The organism is Sphingobacterium sp. UBA7625 (assembly GCF_002484085.1).
GTDB lineage: Bacteria > Bacteroidota > Bacteroidia > Sphingobacteriales > Sphingobacteriaceae > Sphingobacterium > Sphingobacterium athyrii.
Genome location: NZ_DLJD01000062.1, coordinates 37,621 through 56,779, shown reverse-complemented (window position 1 = coordinate 56,779; position 19,159 = coordinate 37,621). Strand labels below are relative to the sequence as shown.

20 protein-coding genes are annotated in these 19,159 nt (G+C 42.6%); 10 read left to right on the top strand and 10 right to left on the bottom strand.

Features of this window, described 5'->3' with window-relative positions; genetic code table 11:
- Positions 1 to 78 precede the first annotated feature (78 nt).
- Genes B4G94_RS26675 through B4G94_RS26660 form a run of 4 tightly spaced genes read right to left on the bottom strand, consistent with a single transcriptional unit; the run spans position 79 to position 3,288 of the window.
- Positions 79 to 1,017, bottom strand: a complete 939-nt coding sequence (locus B4G94_RS26675) for a glycerophosphodiester phosphodiesterase family protein (RefSeq protein ID WP_286863141.1) — start codon at positions 1,015 to 1,017, stop codon at positions 79 to 81.
- A gap of 17 nt (positions 1,018 to 1,034) precedes the next feature.
- On the bottom strand, positions 1,035 to 1,550 hold the full coding sequence (locus tag B4G94_RS26670) for a shikimate kinase (protein WP_108636438.1): 516 nt from the start codon (positions 1,548 to 1,550) through the stop codon (positions 1,035 to 1,037).
- 6 nt (positions 1,551 to 1,556) lie between these two features.
- A complete protein-coding gene (locus B4G94_RS26665) occupies positions 1,557 to 2,741 on the bottom strand; it encodes a BT_3928 family protein (protein WP_313533206.1) in 1,185 nt (394 codons plus the stop codon).
- A gap of 4 nt (positions 2,742 to 2,745) precedes the next feature.
- Entirely contained in the window at positions 2,746 to 3,288 is a 543-nt protein-coding gene (locus B4G94_RS26660; RefSeq protein WP_077438693.1) for a DUF1599 domain-containing protein, read from the bottom strand.
- A 286-nt stretch (positions 3,289 to 3,574) separates the two neighbouring features.
- Between B4G94_RS26660 and B4G94_RS26655 the strand changes: the two genes are divergently transcribed.
- The 4 genes from B4G94_RS26655 (at position 3,575) to cysM (ending at position 6,706) form a co-directional block, all read left to right on the top strand.
- Entirely contained in the window at positions 3,575 to 4,372 is a 798-nt protein-coding gene (locus B4G94_RS26655) for a HipA family kinase (protein ID WP_286863140.1), read from the top strand.
- On the top strand, positions 4,350 to 4,733 hold the full coding sequence (locus B4G94_RS26650) for a DUF3037 domain-containing protein (protein ID WP_108636440.1): 384 nt from the start codon (positions 4,350 to 4,352) through the stop codon (positions 4,731 to 4,733). Before B4G94_RS26655 ends, B4G94_RS26650 begins: the two co-directional genes overlap by 23 nt.
- A 283-nt stretch (positions 4,734 to 5,016) precedes the next feature.
- Positions 5,017 to 5,826 carry a serine O-acetyltransferase gene (locus B4G94_RS26645; protein ID WP_286863139.1) on the top strand — a complete coding sequence of 270 codons (810 nt, stop codon included), beginning with the start codon at positions 5,017 to 5,019 and terminating at the stop codon, positions 5,824 to 5,826.
- Between the two features lie 7 nt (positions 5,827 to 5,833).
- Complete coding sequence (gene cysM, locus B4G94_RS26640; RefSeq protein WP_286863138.1) at positions 5,834 to 6,706, top strand: cysteine synthase CysM; 873 nt, start codon at positions 5,834 to 5,836, stop codon at positions 6,704 to 6,706.
- A 263-nt stretch (positions 6,707 to 6,969) separates the two neighbouring features.
- On the opposite strand, the gene B4G94_RS26635 is transcribed toward cysM, so the two are convergent.
- Positions 6,970 to 7,329 carry a bleomycin resistance protein gene (locus B4G94_RS26635; protein ID WP_286863137.1) on the bottom strand — a complete coding sequence of 120 codons (360 nt, stop codon included), beginning with the start codon at positions 7,327 to 7,329 and terminating at the stop codon, positions 6,970 to 6,972.
- Between the two features lie 309 nt (positions 7,330 to 7,638).
- Between B4G94_RS26635 and B4G94_RS26630 the strand changes: the two genes are divergently transcribed.
- Positions 7,639 to 8,589 carry a YeiH family protein gene (locus tag B4G94_RS26630; RefSeq protein ID WP_286863136.1) on the top strand — a complete coding sequence of 317 codons (951 nt, stop codon included), beginning with the start codon at positions 7,639 to 7,641 and terminating at the stop codon, positions 8,587 to 8,589.
- Positions 8,590 to 8,627: 38 nt separating this feature from the next.
- Here B4G94_RS26630 and B4G94_RS26625 read toward each other — a convergent pair whose 3' ends face one another.
- The 3 genes from B4G94_RS26625 to B4G94_RS26615 all read right to left on the bottom strand — a co-directional run bounded on the left by B4G94_RS26625 (position 8,628) and on the right by B4G94_RS26615 (position 10,216).
- On the bottom strand, positions 8,628 to 9,098 hold the full coding sequence (locus tag B4G94_RS26625; protein WP_286863135.1) for a GNAT family N-acetyltransferase: 471 nt from the start codon (positions 9,096 to 9,098) through the stop codon (positions 8,628 to 8,630).
- A 48-nt stretch (positions 9,099 to 9,146) separates the two neighbouring features.
- Positions 9,147 to 9,605: a MaoC family dehydratase gene (locus B4G94_RS26620; RefSeq protein WP_286863133.1), complete on the bottom strand. Its 459-nt coding sequence runs from the start codon at positions 9,603 to 9,605 to the stop codon at positions 9,147 to 9,149.
- 170 nt (positions 9,606 to 9,775) lie between these two features.
- The gene (locus tag B4G94_RS26615; RefSeq protein ID WP_108636446.1) at positions 9,776 to 10,216 is read right to left on the bottom strand and encodes an SRPBCC domain-containing protein; all 441 of its coding nucleotides are present in this window, start codon (positions 10,214 to 10,216) and stop codon (positions 9,776 to 9,778) included.
- 230 nt (positions 10,217 to 10,446) lie between these two features.
- Here B4G94_RS26615 and B4G94_RS26610 point away from each other — a divergent pair, with 230 nt between their 5' ends.
- The 5 genes from B4G94_RS26610 (at position 10,447) to B4G94_RS26590 (ending at position 16,045) form a co-directional block, all read left to right on the top strand.
- Positions 10,447 to 11,253, top strand: coding sequence for an alpha/beta hydrolase (locus B4G94_RS26610; RefSeq protein WP_286863131.1), 807 nt, complete (start codon positions 10,447 to 10,449; stop codon positions 11,251 to 11,253).
- Between the two features lie 159 nt (positions 11,254 to 11,412).
- Complete coding sequence (locus B4G94_RS26605) at positions 11,413 to 11,901, top strand: hypothetical protein (RefSeq protein ID WP_286863130.1); 489 nt, start codon at positions 11,413 to 11,415, stop codon at positions 11,899 to 11,901.
- A 279-nt stretch (positions 11,902 to 12,180) separates the two neighbouring features.
- Positions 12,181 to 13,071, top strand: coding sequence for a DUF3347 domain-containing protein (locus B4G94_RS26600; RefSeq protein WP_286863129.1), 891 nt, complete (start codon positions 12,181 to 12,183; stop codon positions 13,069 to 13,071).
- Positions 13,072 to 13,079: 8 nt separating this feature from the next.
- Entirely contained in the window at positions 13,080 to 13,511 is a 432-nt protein-coding gene (locus tag B4G94_RS26595; protein ID WP_286863128.1) for a TRASH domain-containing protein, read from the top strand.
- Positions 13,512 to 13,759: 248 nt separating this feature from the next.
- Entirely contained in the window at positions 13,760 to 16,045 is a 2,286-nt protein-coding gene (locus B4G94_RS26590) for a multicopper oxidase family protein (protein ID WP_286863127.1), read from the top strand.
- 333 nt (positions 16,046 to 16,378) lie between these two features.
- Here the strand turns inward: B4G94_RS26590 and B4G94_RS26585 are convergent, their stop codons facing one another.
- Both B4G94_RS26585 and B4G94_RS26580 read right to left on the bottom strand, forming a co-directional pair.
- The gene (locus B4G94_RS26585) at positions 16,379 to 17,377 is read right to left on the bottom strand and encodes a beta-ketoacyl-ACP synthase III (protein ID WP_108636452.1); all 999 of its coding nucleotides are present in this window, start codon (positions 17,375 to 17,377) and stop codon (positions 16,379 to 16,381) included.
- A gap of 307 nt (positions 17,378 to 17,684) precedes the next feature.
- The gene (locus B4G94_RS26580) at positions 17,685 to 19,100 is read right to left on the bottom strand and encodes a PLP-dependent aminotransferase family protein (RefSeq protein ID WP_241254827.1); all 1,416 of its coding nucleotides are present in this window, start codon (positions 19,098 to 19,100) and stop codon (positions 17,685 to 17,687) included.
- Between the last annotated feature and the right edge of the window lie 59 nt (positions 19,101 to 19,159).

Genomic DNA, 19,159 nt, shown 5'->3' with positions numbered 1-19,159 from the left:
TTTAACAATTATATTAAGCTTCGGGGATTGAGCGGTGTTTTTTTATTAGGAATGGTTCAGTTTGACACGAGTAGTGTTTTACTGCACAAATTTAGAACTTATCCCCCTTTTTTTGATATAAAAATTTAACGCTCTACCTGCCTCGATCGGACGATCAGTACTCAGTATATCTGCGCCACGTTCGATAAAGCTGGCATACAGCTGAAATCCTTTCTTTGCAGCTTGTCTGTCGAGATTCCCCTGCGTGCCCAGAATACACATGATCCCATGATCATGCAGTACTTTGGTCAGCTGCGGATCAGCTTCCCGTGTACCGACGAAGGCCAGTAACTTATTGTCTGGAATATCTTTTTCGTTGAGACGAGCGATATCCGTTAGATTCTTCACTGAGGCAGATATCATCAGATCCCCGGCAAGATTGTGTACTTTTCCGGCCTGACCGGCACTATAAGTAATGATAACAACACTGGATTCGGCACGCTGTTTACGAATGACATTGATTACGGATTCGTAAGGTACCTCATTTTTAATATCCAGCGTGAAAATAACCTTACCTTTTCCCCAGGCGAGAGCTTCATCAAGTGTCGGGATTTTGTAAGGTGTTATTTTCTTGTCGTTGTCTACCAGACGCAGTTTTTTGAGCTCGGCCAATGTACGTTCACTAACAGATCCCCGCCCTGTTGTCGTGCGGTTTAGGGTATTGTCATGCATCAGTACCAGTGCCGAATCTTTGCTTAATCTGACATCGCACTCCACAATAACAGGCTGCAGACTGGCATTGTATGCAAAGGTTTCCAAAGCATTTTCCGGATAGCCAGAGGTAGGCCCGCCACGGTGCAGACTGACCAACGGATAGCGGTTGTCATCATAGGTCAGAAACTGATAAAGATCCTCTACCGTTGCCAGCTGAATGCGCTTGCCTACAGGTAAGCCATCTGTATCACCGCTATGGCGAAAACAGCTGCAAACCGCTACACAGGTCAGGAATAAAACGAAGCAATACAGGCGTATTTTCATTATTAACTATTGTGCGATTATAAATTATGCTGATTGATCAGGGCAACTAACGTTTCTACCGTGGTATTGAGCTGATCTATTGTCAGATGAGCCCGGGTATAGTAAGGCTCGCGTTCCGTTAATTTCTCTTCAATAAAAGCCCGGAGTTCTTCCGGGGATTTTCCGATCAGAATAGGTCTTTTATGTAATTTTGACTGCGACAGGCGGTCAAATAAAGCTTTTGGGCTCATTTGTAGATAGACCGCATAGCCATTGGCTTTGATCCAATCCATGTTGTCAAAAAAACAAGGGGCACCGCCCCCTGTGGAGATGACGGCGTAGCTGTCCGCAAATTTACGCAACTGTTCGCGCTCCAGTTTTCGGAATTCTTCTTCACCATGTTGGCCGAAATATTCAGTAATGCTCATGCCGATCTGTTTCACAATCTCCTCGTCGGTATCGATAAAAGGTAAATCTAATTTGCTGGCCAGCTTTTTTCCCAGAGTGGTCTTTCCGCTGCCCATATAGCCAATCAAAAATATAGGTTTAGGCATATTGTATTATTTGTCCTTACTTAAAAAATTATCTTCAATCGTCTTTGCATCCGGGAAATTATTGTAATGCCATTTGCCCATTACATCCCCCCCTTTTAATAGGAGCACACCAGGATTGGCCCGGACCATACTTTTCAATGGAATTAAATCCGCATAATAGATTTCTGCAATCAATTGCATCTTGTCACTCAGGTATTGTGCATCTTTGGAAGCAGAGGCCGTCAGCAGGACAACACGAAGACCATTGTAATCTTTGGTCATCTGTGTCACCGTCTGATTGATTTTTTGGATGGCATCTATATTGGTTGATGAAAGATCCTTGGCGACGATGATAATGTTATAATAAGGGTTGGCGATGATCTCCTGTGTATGATCGGCACCGTCTGCATCAGTAATCAAGAGGTCGGGAATAGGGATGTCATATCCTTTTTTGACAAGTTTACTTTCGGGTTCGCCGATGATCTCCCAAGACTCATCCTCCCAGAGTTTATCTGCCATATACACTTTGTCATTCACTTTCTTGGTCTCGCCGGTCTTCTTGTTTTTCATGGTATAGAGCTGCTCAAAAACATCGCCTTGTTTCCCTTCGGGAAGGACCATCAGGGACGGTAAATTATTGCCGATTTTATAAGGTAAGAAATCAATAAAAGGGAGATAACTTACCGTATAGATACCAATTCCCAATGAAATAATGGCGGTAATCAATGTGACGACAAATTGATTGCCGGAGCCTTTAATAATGGACCGGATCTGTTTGCGATTAAAAAAGATGATCAGGATCAAGGCCAATAACACCAGATCTTTGGAAAAAGATTGCCAAGGGGTCAGTGGAATGGCATCGCCAAAACAACCGCAGGAAGTAACGACTTCGAAAAATGCGGAATAGAATGTCAGAAAGGTGAAAAATAGGATCAACAGCAGTAAGCCCCAAGCCACCAGATTGGCGTAGACACCAAACAACAATAAGGCCCCCAAAAGAATTTCGAAGCCACAGATCACCACGGCCATGGCCGTAGCATATTCATTGAAAGCAGTCAGGTGGAACACTTCGAAATATTCCTGCAATTTATAGCCGAAGCCGGTAGGGTCGTTGGCTTTAATAAATCCGGAGAAAATAAAAAGAAGTCCAGTGAAAATTCGGCAAAAACCTAAAAGGTAATTTGTTTTTGTTGTTTGTTGTGCTGTCATCATCCGATTATTGTTGTGCGAGTCCTAACTTAATTAACGCAAAAACTGCGTAGTTGAGCATATCCTGGTAATTGGCATGAATGCCTTCTGAAACGATGGTCTGTCCGTCATTGTCTTCGATCTGTTTGACGCGGTGGATTTTCATTAAGATCAGATCTGTCATCGAAGAAACGCGCATATCACGCCATGCCTCACCGTAATCATGATTTTTGGCTAGCATGAGGTCCCTTGTTTCGGTTACCTTTTCGGTGTATTTTTGATTGACAAAGGCAGGGTCGAGGTTTTCCTCTCCATCTTCACCAAGATCAATTTGGATCATGGCCATGATGCAATAATTAATGATACCGATATATTCATCCACGACACCTTCACCAACTTTAGATACTTTTTTGACTTCGAGGGTACGTATACGTTGTGCCTTAATATAAATCTGGTCGGTAATGGAGGATAGGCGCATAATCCGCCATGCCGTACCATAATCTTTTGTTTTTTTAATAAATAAATCTTGGCAGTGCTTGATCACACTGTTATATTCCTGAATAGTATCCATATCGTTTTTGAAAAGAACTTGATGAGACAAGTCGAGATTATATGACAAATATAATTAGAAAATAGTACTTCTAATGGTCAAATGAATGTACAATTTGTGCTATTTTGCTAAAAAATAAATAAATATTTGAGATATTTCCACGAATAAAAGGTTCGACGGTTGCGGGATAACAATAAATTTGTACAGGGTATGACGAACAAACTTATAAATAAAGTTAACTTTATCTTAGTTTGATACCATGTCCGGCGTAGACGGTCAACTTTGAACAGAAAGAAAAAAGAAATTCATGAATTTTCAACAACCTATCATTCGCGAGGTAGAGATTATCCGATATGTTCAGCCATTTCGGGAAGGTGGATCTTTGCCTGCGCTGGTCGATGCAGACGATGGCTTTAGTTATGTCATTAAATTTAGAGGAGCAGGACAGGGCCGTAAGGCACTCATTGCTGAACTTATCGGTGGAGAGTTGGCCAGGCTTTTAAAATTAAGAGTTCCCGAAATTGTCTTTGCACATCTTGATGAATCTTTCGGGCGCTCGGAACCGGATGAGGAAATACAGGATCTGCTCAAATTTAGTGTGGGGAAAAATCTCGGGCTTCATTTTTTGAGTGGGGCGATTACTTTTGATGCCAATGTTGACGTGATCGGTGCAGAAGAGGCTTCAAAAATTGTGTGGCTTGATGCTTTACTGATGAATGTGGACCGTACGGTACGGAACACCAATATGCTGATCTGGCATAAAGAATTATGGCTGATCGACCACGGGGCATCCTTGTATTTTCACCACAGCTGGGACAATTGGGAAGAGCAATCGGTCAAACCCTTTGTACAGATTAAAGACCATGTGTTGTTAAAAAATGCGAGCATTGTCGAAAAAATAGATGCTGAATTCAGTTCTATTTTTACGGAAGATGTTTTTCGTAAGGTATTGGCTGTTGTTCCGGACGAATGGTTAGCGGATTCCGAACGCGAACTGTCTGCGGCAGATGCCAGAGAAGTGTATGTTTCCTTCCTAAAACAACGTGTGGCGAATTCGTCAATTTTTGTAAAACAGATAGAAGATGCCAGAAAAAACCTTATATGAATATGCTGTGGTACGATTGGTACCACGTGTAGAGCGTGAGGAATTTATCAATGTCGGTATTGCGCTCTATTGCCGTAAATATCGTTTTGCCAAGATGGTTTACGCCATAGATGAGCAGAAGGTAAGGGCACTCTGTCCAAAAATTGAACTGGAACTTATTGAAAACCATTTGTCTTCCTTTCAACGAATATGCAATGGAGATAAAGATGCCGGAAAGCTGGCTGCCCTGGATATCACTGAGCGTTTTCGTTGGCTTACTGCCAAACGGAGTACGGTCATCCAATGCTCAGCTTCGCATCCCGGACTATGTGAAGATCCCGAAGCAACATTACAAAACCTGTTTGAGCGCTTAGTACTTTAAGAGGCATAAACAGGTTTCGGAATTGGAACTTGCACTAATGAGATGAAGAAATGACGTTGATGATACAGCAATGAGAAATCTTTAGTTGTCCTAAAATTCAAATAAAATTGATTTAATCACATAGTTAAGTGGTAATAAGGCTTAATCTATCAATATTGTATAGTATCTTTGTTTAAGAATAAAGCTCTTGCAGATCAAAGAGGAACATTAAATTTGTATGTTTCTCCAGAATTCTATACGATAGAAACTTGAGCTAAGATTGTTTTAATATTTACTTTTGAAGATGCATGATTTTTATCAACATATCTACGAACAGCAATTAGCTGTTTTAGAAATGCCTTCCAATAAGAAGATCTGCGGCTGGGCTACCAAAATTCTGGATGTGCTTTTTCCGGAGCGAAATTCGGGCGAGATGAAATCGGTGGACGATGTAAAGCTTGCTTTTGGACAATTTGAACTGGAGCTGGAACAGCTCCTAAGTAAATCAAAAGCCTGTGGTCATTGCAATCATGCGCAAGTAGCTCATCAGTTTTTTGAACGTATTCCAGCGTTGTATGGACTCATGTGCCAGGATGCTGATGCATTGATGGATGGGGATCCGGCGGCACAGAACAAGCGCGAGGTCGTACGCACTTATCCCGGTTTTTTTGCGATCTGTATTTTCCGGATGGCAAATGAGTTACATCGTCTGGGGGTCCCCCTGATTCCACGGATATTGACAGAGCATGCGCATTCCAAGACAGGAATTGATATTCATCCTGGAGCGACTATCGGTCATCATCTCCACATAGATCATGGAACCGGGCTGGTGATCGGGGAAACCTGTACAATCGGAAACTACGTTAAACTCTATCAGGGGGTGACGCTGGGCGCTTTGAGTGTGGATAAGGTGTTGTCAAATGTTAAACGTCATCCGACCATCGAAGACCATGTTATTATCTACTCGGGAGCAACTATTTTGGGTGGTGAAACACGTATAGGCCATCATTCGGTCATCGGAGGTAATGTTTGGCTGACAAGTTCAGTGGAGCCATATACGACCGTGTATCATCAGGCGACTGCAAAATTTATTGATTCAAAACCAATCATATAGATACATTATGGGAAATATTATAGATACCATCGGAAACACACCATTGGTGGAGATCACCCAATTTCATACAAATCCAAAAGTACGGATCTTTGCAAAGATGGAAGGGAATAACCCTGCTGGCTCTGTCAAGGACCGTGCAGCTTTAAATATGATCCGTTCGGCCATGCAGCGTGGTGAGATTTCGAAAGAAAGTAAGCTTATTGAGGCAACCAGTGGGAATACGGGGATTGCCTTGGCCATGATTGCCGGGATATATGGTTTGAATCTTGAATTGGTCATGCCTGCGTCCTCCACCCGGGAGCGTACGCTGACCATGGAAGCTTTCGGTGCCAAGGTTACGCTTCTGGAATCAATGGAGATATGCCGCGATTACGCCGAGGCAAAAGCAGCAAATGAAGGTTATTTTATTTTAAATCAATTTGCCAATCCTGATAATTACAAAGCGCATATCAAAACGACTGGACCTGAAATCTGGCGTGACACAGATGGGAAAATCACCCATTTCGTCAGTGCAATGGGAACAACCGGAACGATTATGGGAAATTCCATTTACCTCAAAGAAAAAAATCCGGCGATACAGATTGTCGGTTGTCAGCCAACCCCGGAGTCCTCCATCCCCGGAATCAGACGCTGGCCAGAAGCTTACCTACCGAAAATATTTGATCCGAGCCGCGTGGATCGTGTCATTGATATTTCACAACAGGAAGCAACCGAACTGGCGCGTGAATTGGTGAAACGGGAAGGGGTTTTTGCAGGTATGAGTACAGGCGGAGCATTTGCCGGCGCCCTGAAAATTGCCAATGAAATTGAGGAAGGTGTCATTGTTTTTATTGCATGTGATCGAGGAGACCGCTACCTGAGTTCAGACTTATTCGGTTAGTCCATTGTGGCGCAGCAAACTCGTGTATAAATTATTGCGCCTGTCATCGTTATACTCCGTTTTCGTGTAATAATGACAGGCATCTTTTTTTATTCTTTCTTGTCGTATCTAATCGTCTCAACGGATATTTCCCCTTTATTTGTCGTGTAGTTTTCCATTGGACAGCATAGCTTCAATAAAGTGTCATCTGCTCAGTCTGCCTGTGTCCTATACAGCAACTGCTTTAGTATCAGTATTATGTTTTTTAGGTCAGACGTTTAACGCTAATCACCCTGTCCGAACGTTAGCAAATTATTATCTGGATCCAATATGGAAAATTCACGCTGACCCCAAGGTTTTGTCTCCAGTTTGCCATTCGGATGGATGGCAATGTTGCGTGCTAAAAAAGAATGATAGAGTGCATCAATATCATCGGTGCGGATATAGATCATGCCATAATTTTCTTCGGGAGGCAGTTCCCTGAATTCAAAAAAATGAATCTCGATCTGATCTTTTTTGATCATCAGATAGCCTTCATAATCTTCAGTGCCGCAGGGCATGAACCCTAGCTTGCCTACGTAAAAATCAATTGTGACAGCTTTGTCGCGCATCGGTAGTTTGGGGTGTATCGTATTTAGTCTCATTGTTTATTTACTGTTTTTTTGAATCCTACTGAAATATAAGGGTTTATTTTTATTCTTTATGCCTAGCTAATATCTATTATCTTTCCGGTTGAGCAAACATAGTGCAATACGGCTCTGGACGACCATCCATTAACGCAATTAATCCGGCCCTCATATAATCATATTTAAAGGTTGATTCTTCCATATATTCTATTTATATAATTTTTAGTTATGACTCATTAGTTTTTATAGTTTTATTCATGAGCAAAAGTTATTCAATTTTGTGCAAGATCAAAGACAGTTACCATGTATAAAAAGATAAACTTTACGATGCGATACAAGCATATGCTCAATAAAAAGATCTCCATCCGGGAAATCATCTTCACCCTCTTGCTTATCCTATGTCTGACACCGATCATATCGGCTCCTTTGGCGCTGCTGCTAGGAATTATTGTTGCTCAATGGATCGGACATCCCTTTTTGGCTGTTAATCATAGAGCCACGCAGATGTTGTTACAGTTCTCCGTTGTCGGCTTGGGCTTTGGTTTGCATATTGATAGTGCTATTCAGACGGGTAAAGACGGTTTTTTGCTAACTGTTATTTCTATTATCGGGACATTGTTGCTGGGGTATGCATTGGCTAAATTGTTAAAACTAGAAAAAATGACCGCTTATCTCATCACCGTAGGAACAGCTATTTGCGGCGGGAGTGCCATTGCTGCGGTTTCACCCACAGTGAAGGCAAATGAAAAGCAGATCAGTGTAGCGTTGGGAACCATCTTTCTCTTAAATGCTGTTGCCCTATTTGTATTTCCGGTCATCGGTACTGTCCTGGATCTCTCGCAGACACAATTTGGACTTTGGTGCGCGGTTGCGATACAGGATACGAGTTCCGTGGTCGGTGCGGCAAGTAAGTATGGCATCGAGGCGCTGCAGGTGGCGACTACCGTTAAATTAACACGGGCATTATGGATAATTCCAATTTCGTTGCTGAGCGCCCTCGCCTTTAAGACCAAGGGGACGCGTATCAAGATTCCTTATTTTATCGGGTTATTTATATTGGCTATTATCCTGAATAGCTATATTCCATTTTTTCGGGGTGTGGGAATATATGTCGTTCAGATTGCTAAAGCCGGACTTACCTTGACACTCTTTCTGATCGGATCCAGTCTGTCTAGAGATGTGTTGCTGTCGGTAGGTTATAAGGCGATCTTGCAGGGACTGGTATTGTGGTTGACCCTCGCCGTCCCTGTATTGCTTTATATTTATTTTTGTCTGTAGAAATATGGTGTGTGTCGAATAGCAATAGAAAACCGGCTTTAATAGTGTTGAGGCTGGTATTTCAGTAAAACCATATCTTTTAACAATTGACCATTTTCATAGATGGGCTGTTCATAATTTTCGATAAAAAAATTCCGACGGATACCATATTTAACAAAACCATTGCGCTCATAGAATCTGATCTGATCCAGACCACAATCGGCCGTTCCAACAATCAGATTTGGATATTGTGCAGGATAAGTTTGTTGGATATGACGTAATATTTTACTGCCAAGCCCCCTGTTCTGGTGCGCGACAGCGACGGCGATATTTTTGATTTCCAGGGTTTTGCTATCGATAGGATACAAACAAAACACAGCAATGGGCTGCTGCTGTTCCTCGACAACAAACACAGCGGAATCAAAAAGATACTTATTGATCGCGGCGACTGTCTCGTCTGCCAGAAGCAACAAATCATAAGGATAATCCTTATGATTTGTGATCTGTTTTATTTCTAAATCAGCTAACATACAAATAGCCTGTCTAAATCCATTAAAAAGGATGTTGTTCTGATTGACTTAATTGAAGTGGTATAAAAAGATGACATCCCCCACATAGGCCGGTTTGGCGCTATCTTTAATTTTTAAGGTTGCCTCAATAGTTACTTTGATAACTCCTCTGAGGTTGGCAACAGATTTAACATGAGTATGTAATTGTACTTCACTATCGACCAGCACAGGTTGCGCAAAACGCAGATTTTCGATACCGTAGTTGATTTCCATTTTGACATTCCGTACTTCGGCAATCTGCTTCCACAAATAAGGAATAAGTGATAATGTCAGATAACCGTGTGCAATGGTTGATTTAAACGGACTCTCTGTTTTCGCTCTTTCGCTGTCGAGGTGAATCCATTGGTGGTCTAATGTTGCATCTGCAAACTGGTTGATCTGTTTTTGGTCGATTGTGTGCCATTGAGATTCGCCTAATGACTTTCCTTCAAAGGCTTTGTACTCTTCATAATTGTTAATTATTGTCATATGTTATGTCTTTATCGCTTTTCGTTGGAATTTGATCCGTAGGGTATATACTGGAACATCAAATTTTGGCTAAAGATAACCATTGTCGTTAGCAATCCAAGTATGTCCGTTATTATATGTCTATTTGTTGGGATGATCCTTGCCGCAGTAATGGCCAATAACCGATGTATTTAATGCGTCTGTCCATAGGAAGTGTTGCCGTATGTTTTCTCCACATAAGCTTTAAAATTGTCGAGAATGGCTTGCCAACCATGGCGTTGCATCTCGATGGGATTTTCAGATTCGGCATCAAAAATAACCTCGATATCCGTAGCAGATTTTTTCGTAGTAAAATTGATTGTTACCTGACGGCCATCGGGCATCACATAGGCGATTTTTTTAAAGGGCTCAAGTGCAGTATAGGTTCCTGTAAAATCGAAGCCGATCGAACCGTCCTTTGCTTCCATACGATTTTTAAATTTTCCCCCCACGCGTAAATCGTTAATTGCGTCCGTGCAATGCCAGTCTTCAGATGCTCGGTTCCATTCCATAATGTCCTCCGCAGAGGTGTAGGCATTCCAGATAGTTTCCACTCGCGCAGCAATATGTGTCTGTATTTTTATCTGCTCCATATTACGTTAATAATTTGTTTTATAGTAATTACAGTTTCCTTACTAATAACAGGAAAATCTATCTTTTGTTATGTCCTCCACGAGGTAATACTGAATATTCCCCGAAAAAACGTATAGATGCTATTGATCCGTTGCTTCGTATGATGGGACAAACAATTTTATGCAGAGGAGGGAGGGATCTGAGAGGTTTTTGCTAACTTTATGGATGTGAATCCTTAAACCCATTTAATATGTCTTCAAAATTTCTTGTTGTATTCTTTTTATTCATTTCATCGAACCGAATTTTTGCCCAAAAATACCGTACCATAGAAAATATTAGCTATTGTAAAATTACTGATACCGACGGGTATAAAAAAGAACGTTGCAAGCTCGATCTCTATGTGCCGACCGATCGAAAGAACTTTTCCACGATTGTGTGGTTTCATGGCGGTGGACTGGAAGAAGGGAATAAATTTATTCCTTTGGAACTTAAGGAGAAAGGAGTGGCGGTGGTTGCGGTCAATTATAGGCTGAGCCCCAAAGTGAAAGCCCCGGATTACATTGACGATGCGGCTGAAGCTGTAGCCTGGGCCTTTTCACATATTGCATCTTATGGGGGTGATCCGGCGAAGATTTTTGTTTCGGGGCACTCCGCGGGGGGATATCTGGCGCTAATGGTGGGACTTGATAGTAGTTACCTGCAAAAACAGGGTGTCAGCGCAAATAAAATAAAGGGGCTGATACCGATCAGTGGTCAGACGAATACACATTATACGATCAAAAAGGAACGTGGACAGTCAATGGCAATCCCGCAGATGGATCAATATGCGCCGATATCCTTTGCACGCAAGGACGCACCCGCTACTGTATTGATTACCGGTGACCCACAATTGGAACTTCCGGCTAGATATGAAGAGAATGCGCATCTCGCAGCGATACTAAAACAGGTGGGGCATACCAAAACGTCTTTGTATCAATTGCAGGGCTTTGACCACGGTGGTGTATATGCGCCGGGCTGCCTGCTGATGCTTAAATGGATCAAAGAACAGGAGAAATAAATAGGTGGTCATTTTGGAGACCGGAAATGAAATCTTATAAATAAAATAAAAAATAGTACAACAGCGATTTGGAAAAATTTACGACCTTTATTCCGTAATAAAGATATAACCTGACATTTGTAATCGGGTAGCTGTAAAAAAGATAAATTTTAATCCGTTATGTGGGTAAAAGTCAACATCCTGTTGGTCATCTGTATATTGGGGCTGTTTTTAGCTCCGAGCCCGGTGTTTGCCTGCCATCTGACTCCTGAAAAAACCAAGCAGGAGGACAAAAAGTCCTGTTGCTCGGAAAAAGAACCACATGTAAATGCGGCCGATAAGGGTGAAGGTATAAAAGATACTGACAAAGGTCAAGATTCACATCATGCGCGGAATAGCGGCGACATAAAAGATATCGAAGGAAAAGATTGCTGTAAGGATAAAAGCGAGGGGTCACCAACAACACAAGATCACGGTGATGACTGCACTAAAAATTGCGGTGAAAAGTCCTGCCGAACCTCCACGCAGTATAATCCTATTATTCCTTTTTATGAAACGGATCTGATTTTACTTTTCGATACGGATCATTTAAAACTATACACCCTGTATAAGCAATCTTTTTGTTCGGATGCTTATTTTTCGATCTGGCAACCGCCTAAAATAGCCTAATAATTGACAATAGCCCATGCTATGTCCTTTTGAATCGTTGTCTACATTCAAAATCTCTTTTAGTTATTCAATGAAAATTTCCATTGGCTGACATCATCCGATGCCAGTCAACAGCTAATTGCTTTGAACGGCAGTTTTCATTGGTATTCATTTAATCAAATTTTATTTATCGTGAAATATCCCCATTTGAAAAGTACAAACACAGATCAAATATGCAGGGATTGAAAATGATGTTTAAAAACAATTCAAGCGTAACAAGCTCAAAAATATAATTTAGCTATGAAATCAATTTCACTAATTGGTATGGTAAGCCTGGTATTACTGACCAATATTACAATACATGCACAGATCAAAAATGCGAAAACAGCAACCGTAAAGGTATTTGGAAACACGCCGGCGGCGAAAGCGGCCATTGAGGGGGAAGGTAAGTCTGGAAAGACCGCCCGAGTGGAGTGGGACCGGGAAACAAATATGGCGACCATTACCTATGATGCGTCAAAAACAAATGCAGATGAGATCCTAAAACGTATTGCCCTGGCGGGATTTGATAATGAGAAATTTCTGGCTCCGGATGATGTTTATGCACAGTTGCCTAAAGCAGATCAATACGTCAGAACCTTGAAGCCAAAGGTGGAAAGCCAACCTATGAAAGTCATTCCACAGGAAGGACAACGGAGCATGCCGGCAGCTGATCATTCAGCCCATCAAGCAGCGGCGGAAATGGATGCGGGCAAAGAAACACAGTTGACAAATCTGCTCAATCAATATTTTGCTTTAAAAGATGCACTGGTCAAAACAGATGCATCAGCGGCAGCAAATAAAGCTGCCTTATTGCAGGAGGCGATCAAAGCCGTGGATATGAACAAGCTTTCTCCCACCGAACATACCGTATGGATGAAAGTGATGAACAACCTGGCTACTGACGCAGCTGCCATTACTAAGGGCAAAGATGTGACCAAACAACGGGTAGCATTTGCCTCGCTTTCCACGAAGCTCTATGAACTGGCCAAAGTCAGTTCTTTCGGGAATCCTATCTACTATCAACATTGTCCGATGTTTAATGACGGCAAAGGTGCAAACTGGTTGAGTAAGGAAAAAGCGGTTAAAAATCCATTCTACGGATCGCAGATGATCACTTGTGGAAGTACAGTTGAAACGCTTAACAAATAGCAGACCCAATGAAATATTTAGTTGCTATTATAGCGGTGTTTGTCCTCATATTGACGGCATGCACCAATCCACAAAGTAGATCGAAAGCGGCACTTCTGGAGTCCGAGAAGAATACAACAATACAGGTGGCAACTGCTACAAAGCAGTACAAAAAGGGGGATCTTGTGCCTACCGAAGAGGTGTGCATGGTCAACGATGCTTTTATGGCCAAGAAACAACTGCTAGTCAAACATGAGGGCAAGGTTTATTATGGCTGCTGTGAAATGTGTAAGGAACGAATTCCTAAAGATGCCGCTGTTCGTGTTGCTATTGATCCCCTGTCCAAGAAAGAGGTAGATAAGGCCAGCGCAGCAATTGCGATAACAGGTGATCAAAGTGAGGTCTCTTACTTTGAGAACGAAGAGAATTATCGGACGTATGTTGAAAATTTAAATCAATAATACTGCTTTTAAAATTTTTGGCGTTCATGGCTGTTATGACTGGATCAGCTTCGGGCTTTTAGGCATAAATACAGTTGTCCGTTTTGTGACGCTGCGGCGGAGTACCCTAAACTGGACAAACTATTTAATAATGATTTTGTTGATAAGTTTGTCCATGACACTATTTATTACCGGACACCATGGCGTGCAACTGGTCTATCAGTATGGTGTAGGGCCTAAAAGCAATGGCGTTTTAATCAAGTAATCGTATGAAAGTAAATAAAAAGAGAAATATTGTATTAACAGTTGTTTTATTCGTAGCGACACAGGTCGTGGTGTTTGCCCAAAAGGTGGTACGGCATGACCTTTATGTACGGGATACCATTGTCAATTATGCTGGCAAAGCAAAACGTGCCATTGCCGTAAATGGGCAGATTCCTATGCCCACGTTGACATTTACCGAGGGGGATACCGCTGAAATCGTTGTTCACAATGAGTTAAAAGAGGGTACCTCACTGCACTGGCACGGTATTTTTCTGCCAAATAAAGAGGACGGCGTACCGCATCTGACCCAAGAGCCGATCAAGCCTAATTCGACCTATACTTATCGTTTCCCGATCATCCAGCATGGAACACACTGGTATCATTCCCACTCGGGTTTGCAGGAACAGATTGGTATGTACGGCAGCCTTATTCTGAACAAACGGGCCGATGACAAGACTTTTCGCAAAGGGATAGATGACTTACCTACTATTCCGGTCATCATAAGCGAATGGACAAATTATAATCCGGATAATATTCAACGGATGCTGCATACGGGAAATGATTGGGCAGCTATTAAAAAAGGCGCGACCCAATCTTACGCGGAGGCGATCAAAGAAGGGAAATTTGCAACGAAAATCACCAATGAGTGGAAGCGTCAGCTCGCTATGGATGTCAGCGATGTGTACTACGACAAGATTCTGTTGAATGGTGCCCATTCTACGGATCTAAAGGAAGTGGATGGCAAGGCATTGAAGGCGGGAGATAAGGTGCGTTTACGGATTTCCAATGGGGGTGCTTCATCCTATTTTTGGCTGCGCTATGCCGGTGGAAAAATTACCGTGGTCGCTAATGACGGGAATGATGTGGTACCTGTGGAGGTGGATAGGCTAATGATCGCTGTATCGGAGACCTATGATGTCGTGGTGACGATTCCGAATGCGGGAACAGCCTACGAATTTATGGCGACGACGGAAGATCGGACGCAATCTGCCAGTTATTTTGTCGGTAGCGGCATCAAACAGCTGATCTCGCCGCTTCCCCGTCTCAAATATTTTGAAGGGATGAAGATGATGAATGACATGATGAAGATGGATGGTAATCTCAATGATATGGGCATGAATATGAGTCTGAATCAGATGGATATGAATGTGGTCATGTATTCGGAAATTACCGGAGACGGAAAGAAAAAAGACGATCATGGCAAGCATAGTGGTATGGATCATGGTAAGATGAAGGCGGATGAGGATCCAAACCGTTACAACGCGAATGCACTGGGTGATATTGTCACATTGAATTATGCGATGCTAGAATCTCCCCATGAGACCGAATTGCCGAAGAACGCTCCTGTGCGGGATCTTAAATTTACCCTTACGGGAAATATGAGCCGCTATGTGTGGAGCATGGATAATAAGATTCTTTCGGAAACGGATAAGATCCCGGTTAAAAAAGGGGAGGTGTTACGGATCACTATCTACAACAACTCGATGATGCGCCACCCGATCCACTTGCATGGCTTTGACTTTAGGCTGCTAAATGGCAAGGGCGCAAAGGCGCCGCTGAAAAATGTGGTCGATATCATGCCAATGGAAACGGATACCATTGAGTTTTTGGCAAATGAAGAAGGAGACTGGTTTTTCCATTGCCATATCTTATACCATATGATGGCCGGAATGAACCGGGTTTTTGCCGTGGATGACTATAAAAATCCCTATTTGCCCGATAAGGCCAAAGCCTATAAGGAACTGCAACATGAAAGCAATATGACGCATTTCATGGCACAGAATGATTTTGCGACAAATGGAAATGATGGTCAGGCGATGTTCCAGAATGCACGCTGGCAACTGGGATCGGAATGGCGATTGGGTTACAACGATATGCAAGGTTATGAGGTAGAGACGCACCTAGGACGGTTTTTTGGAAAAATGCAATGGTTTATGCCTTTTGTAGGTTTTGATTACCGCTACCGCCGAATGGGCGAAGACGAACATGAAAAAAACATCTTCGGTCAGGCCAATAAAAAAGATAGCCGCAAGGCGGTGAGTCTGGGTTTTATGTATACACTGCCGATGCTGGTGAATTTTCAGGCCGAAGTATATCATGACGGTATTGTCCGATTGCAAATGATGCGTGAGGATATCCCGATTTCCCGTAGAATACGTGGTGATTTTATGGTCAACTCGGACCTTGAATATATGGCAGGGCTCAATTATGTCATTACAAAAAATATGGCTTTCAGAACGCATTATGACAGCGATATGGGATTTGGTGTAGGACTATCGTTGAATTATTAACGAACAGATTTTATTTTTCTCGGTTACTGGTTAACAAGGGAGCAAGTGGGGATTATCTCCTTCAATAAGATAGGTCTAGAGGTGAAATTATTCGGACTTTATACGCTTTTATCCGAATGAAGGTGTGTATGAAGTCTGGACAAAGTCCCTAATAGCTCCCTATTAATATACTTGTTGATATGAATTTGTAGACCTCCTGTTTCTCTGGAAGCTCAACGTTTTTGAGCAGATGTTCTCCATGGCGGACAGCACAAAAGAAAGCGCCAGAAATTAACGATTTCTGGCGCTTTTTATATTGCTCAGGGGCTTTTGACCGACGCTGTTTTGATTGTGTTAGATCATCCACTTAAAGATGCTCGCCCCCCAGGAGAATCCGGCTCCGAAAGCCGTAAGCATCACTAAATCGCCGGTGTTCAGTTTCTTGATATTTTGCCAGATACACAACGGGATCGTCGCGGCAATGGTATTGCCTAAGTATTCGATATTGCTGAGTGCTCTGTCTTCAGGGATATTAAGACTACGGCCGACGGCATCGATGATACGTTGGTTGGCTTGATGTGGAATTAACCAGTTGATATCCTCAATTTGTAAGTTATTACGCTGTAAAACGGTATTACAAGCATCACTCATGGACTGAACAGCATGTTTGAAAACTGTTTTGCCGTCTTGTTTGAGAAAGCGGTTGTCGTTTACAGGAAGATTACTGTCAATCGGGTAGAGTGAACCCCCGGCCTCGATTTTCAAAAACTCACGTCCAGCGCCATTGCTACGCAGGTAGGCATCCATGACGCCCCCTTCAAGAGAAGGTTCGAGCCATATAACGCCAGCGCCATCGCCGAAAAGAATATTGGTGGATCGATCTTTTAGATCAACATAGGTACTGATGTTATCGGCGCCAACAACAAGTATATTCTTGTAACGTTGTGTCTCCACGAGTGACGATGCCATATCCAGTGCATAGAGAAAACCTGAACAAGCAGCATTGACATCAAATGCCCATACGTTGGTCAATCCCAATTTTTCGAGAATAATATTTGCCGTAGCTGGCATAGGCATATCTGGTGTTGAAGTTGCGACGATAAGCGCATCGACATCCCGAAGGTCTTTATTGTATTGCTTTGCTAAATCCTGAATGGCTTTGACCGCCATGTCCGATGTGGCCAGATTTTCATCCAATATCCTTCGCTCCTTAATTCCCGTACGTTTGATAATCCATTCATCGGAGGTCTCGCAAAACTGCTCTAAATCGGTATTGGATCTTCTGTTTGGTGGAATATATCCTCCAACCCCAGTTATTGCTGCATACGGCCTGCTCGGTATTCTTTCAGTCATAAAATAATGTACTCTTTTCTCTCTTTTTATACAGCCAGATCTAACAAATTAGACAGGGTGTAATTTTGCGCCGTAAAACTACGGTTAATTTGTACAACTAGAAGCGGAAAAGATAGGTTTTTGACAAAATAATTACGTTTTATGGCAAAATTAACCGTTTTTAACCTTTGGTCTATACTATTCTTTTAATTGGTCTTGATGAAGCGAAATTATATGTTGTTTGTTTCGTGTTTGTCGAAATATTAATCTTTTTGTTCTTTTCAGAATAAGGAAACGGTCTAGCTGTTTTTGATGCATTGAGAGCATTTTATGTCGAAATTCGGGCGAGCTGTAGGAGATCAGCTAAGATCCGGATTCCATCTTCGATCTGTTCTTCGGAAAGTGAACCATACCCTAGGCGCAAGCCTCCGTAACAATTGTCTTTATGGTAATTATCGGGATGGGGGATATGAACTGATTTTTCTTTCAGCTTTTTGAACAATAATGTCCAGTTTATTTGGTGTCTGAATTCAAGCCAGACAGCTAATCCACCTTGAGGAGCTTGATAACTGATATGCTCCAATAAATGCAGGTCCAGTTGTTTGACCATAAAGTCGCGCTTGTTCTTGTAATAGTTGGTGGCTTTGCGGATGTGTCTTCTGACGGTACCGTCTTGGATAAGTTCCAGAACTGCCTGCTCCATGATATTATCCCCCTGTATATCGACCATATAACGCAGTTGCGCGATAGCCTGCAAGAGCTGTTCATCTTTGCTGACCAGATAACCTATGCGAAGTGCCGGGGCGACCACTTTGCTCAATGTCCCGATGTAGATCGAGTTTTGTAGTTCGGTATCAGCAGCAAGCGGGTAACAAGGTGTATGGTCGAAGTGAAATTCGTAGTCATAATCATCCTCGATAAGCGTAAATCCATACCGATTGGACAGTTGAATCAGTTCGGATCTACGTGCCTGACTTAATGTAGCCGTAGTTGGGTACTGCCGATGTGGTGTAAGGTATGCAGCCTTAATATTTTTGTTTTCTTTGAGATGGGGGATCATTTCATCAACAAGAATACCATCCTGGTCGACAGGAATTTCTATGAGCTGTGCGCCAGTATGCTCAAAAATCTTCCAGGCTGAATGATAACCCGGAGATTCAACGAAGATAAAATCGTCCTTTTTCAATAAGCATTGAGCAACAAGGTACATGGCCATTTGGCTGCCACGGCTGATGCATAGGTTGTCCAGCGTAATATTCATATTACGCTCCTGATTGAGCATATCCGCGATCGCCTGCCTGAAATCAATATGTCCTCTCGGATCAGCATACCCCATCATTTTCCATCGGGCACTCCGTTTGAAAATCTGCCGATAGGCACGTCCAAGCTGGTCTATGGGTGCGATTTTACTGTCCGGATTACCATCATCAAAAATAATACGCAGCGGTACTGAGGTTTGGGGTTCAATGATGCTGTGCGCTGTGTATTCAGTTGTGGCAATTAATTGTGGGAGCTGCTGGGCAACAAAAATTCCACGGCGCTGCTCACTCACCACCCAGCCTTCACTCAGAAGCTGCTGGAACGCTTCAACAACGGTGTTGCGGTTTAGTTTTAATTGTGCCGCAAGTGCCCTGCTGCTGGGCAGCGCTGTTCCGCGGGTTAATCTGCCCGACTGTATATCCGCAGCAATACTATCTGCTAGTTGTAAGTAAATCGCCTTTGTGGAGGATCGGTCAATCTCCATTGTCAAATTCCAGGGTCTGAGCATGATCAATTATATCGGGTAATTCACCCAAAGATACA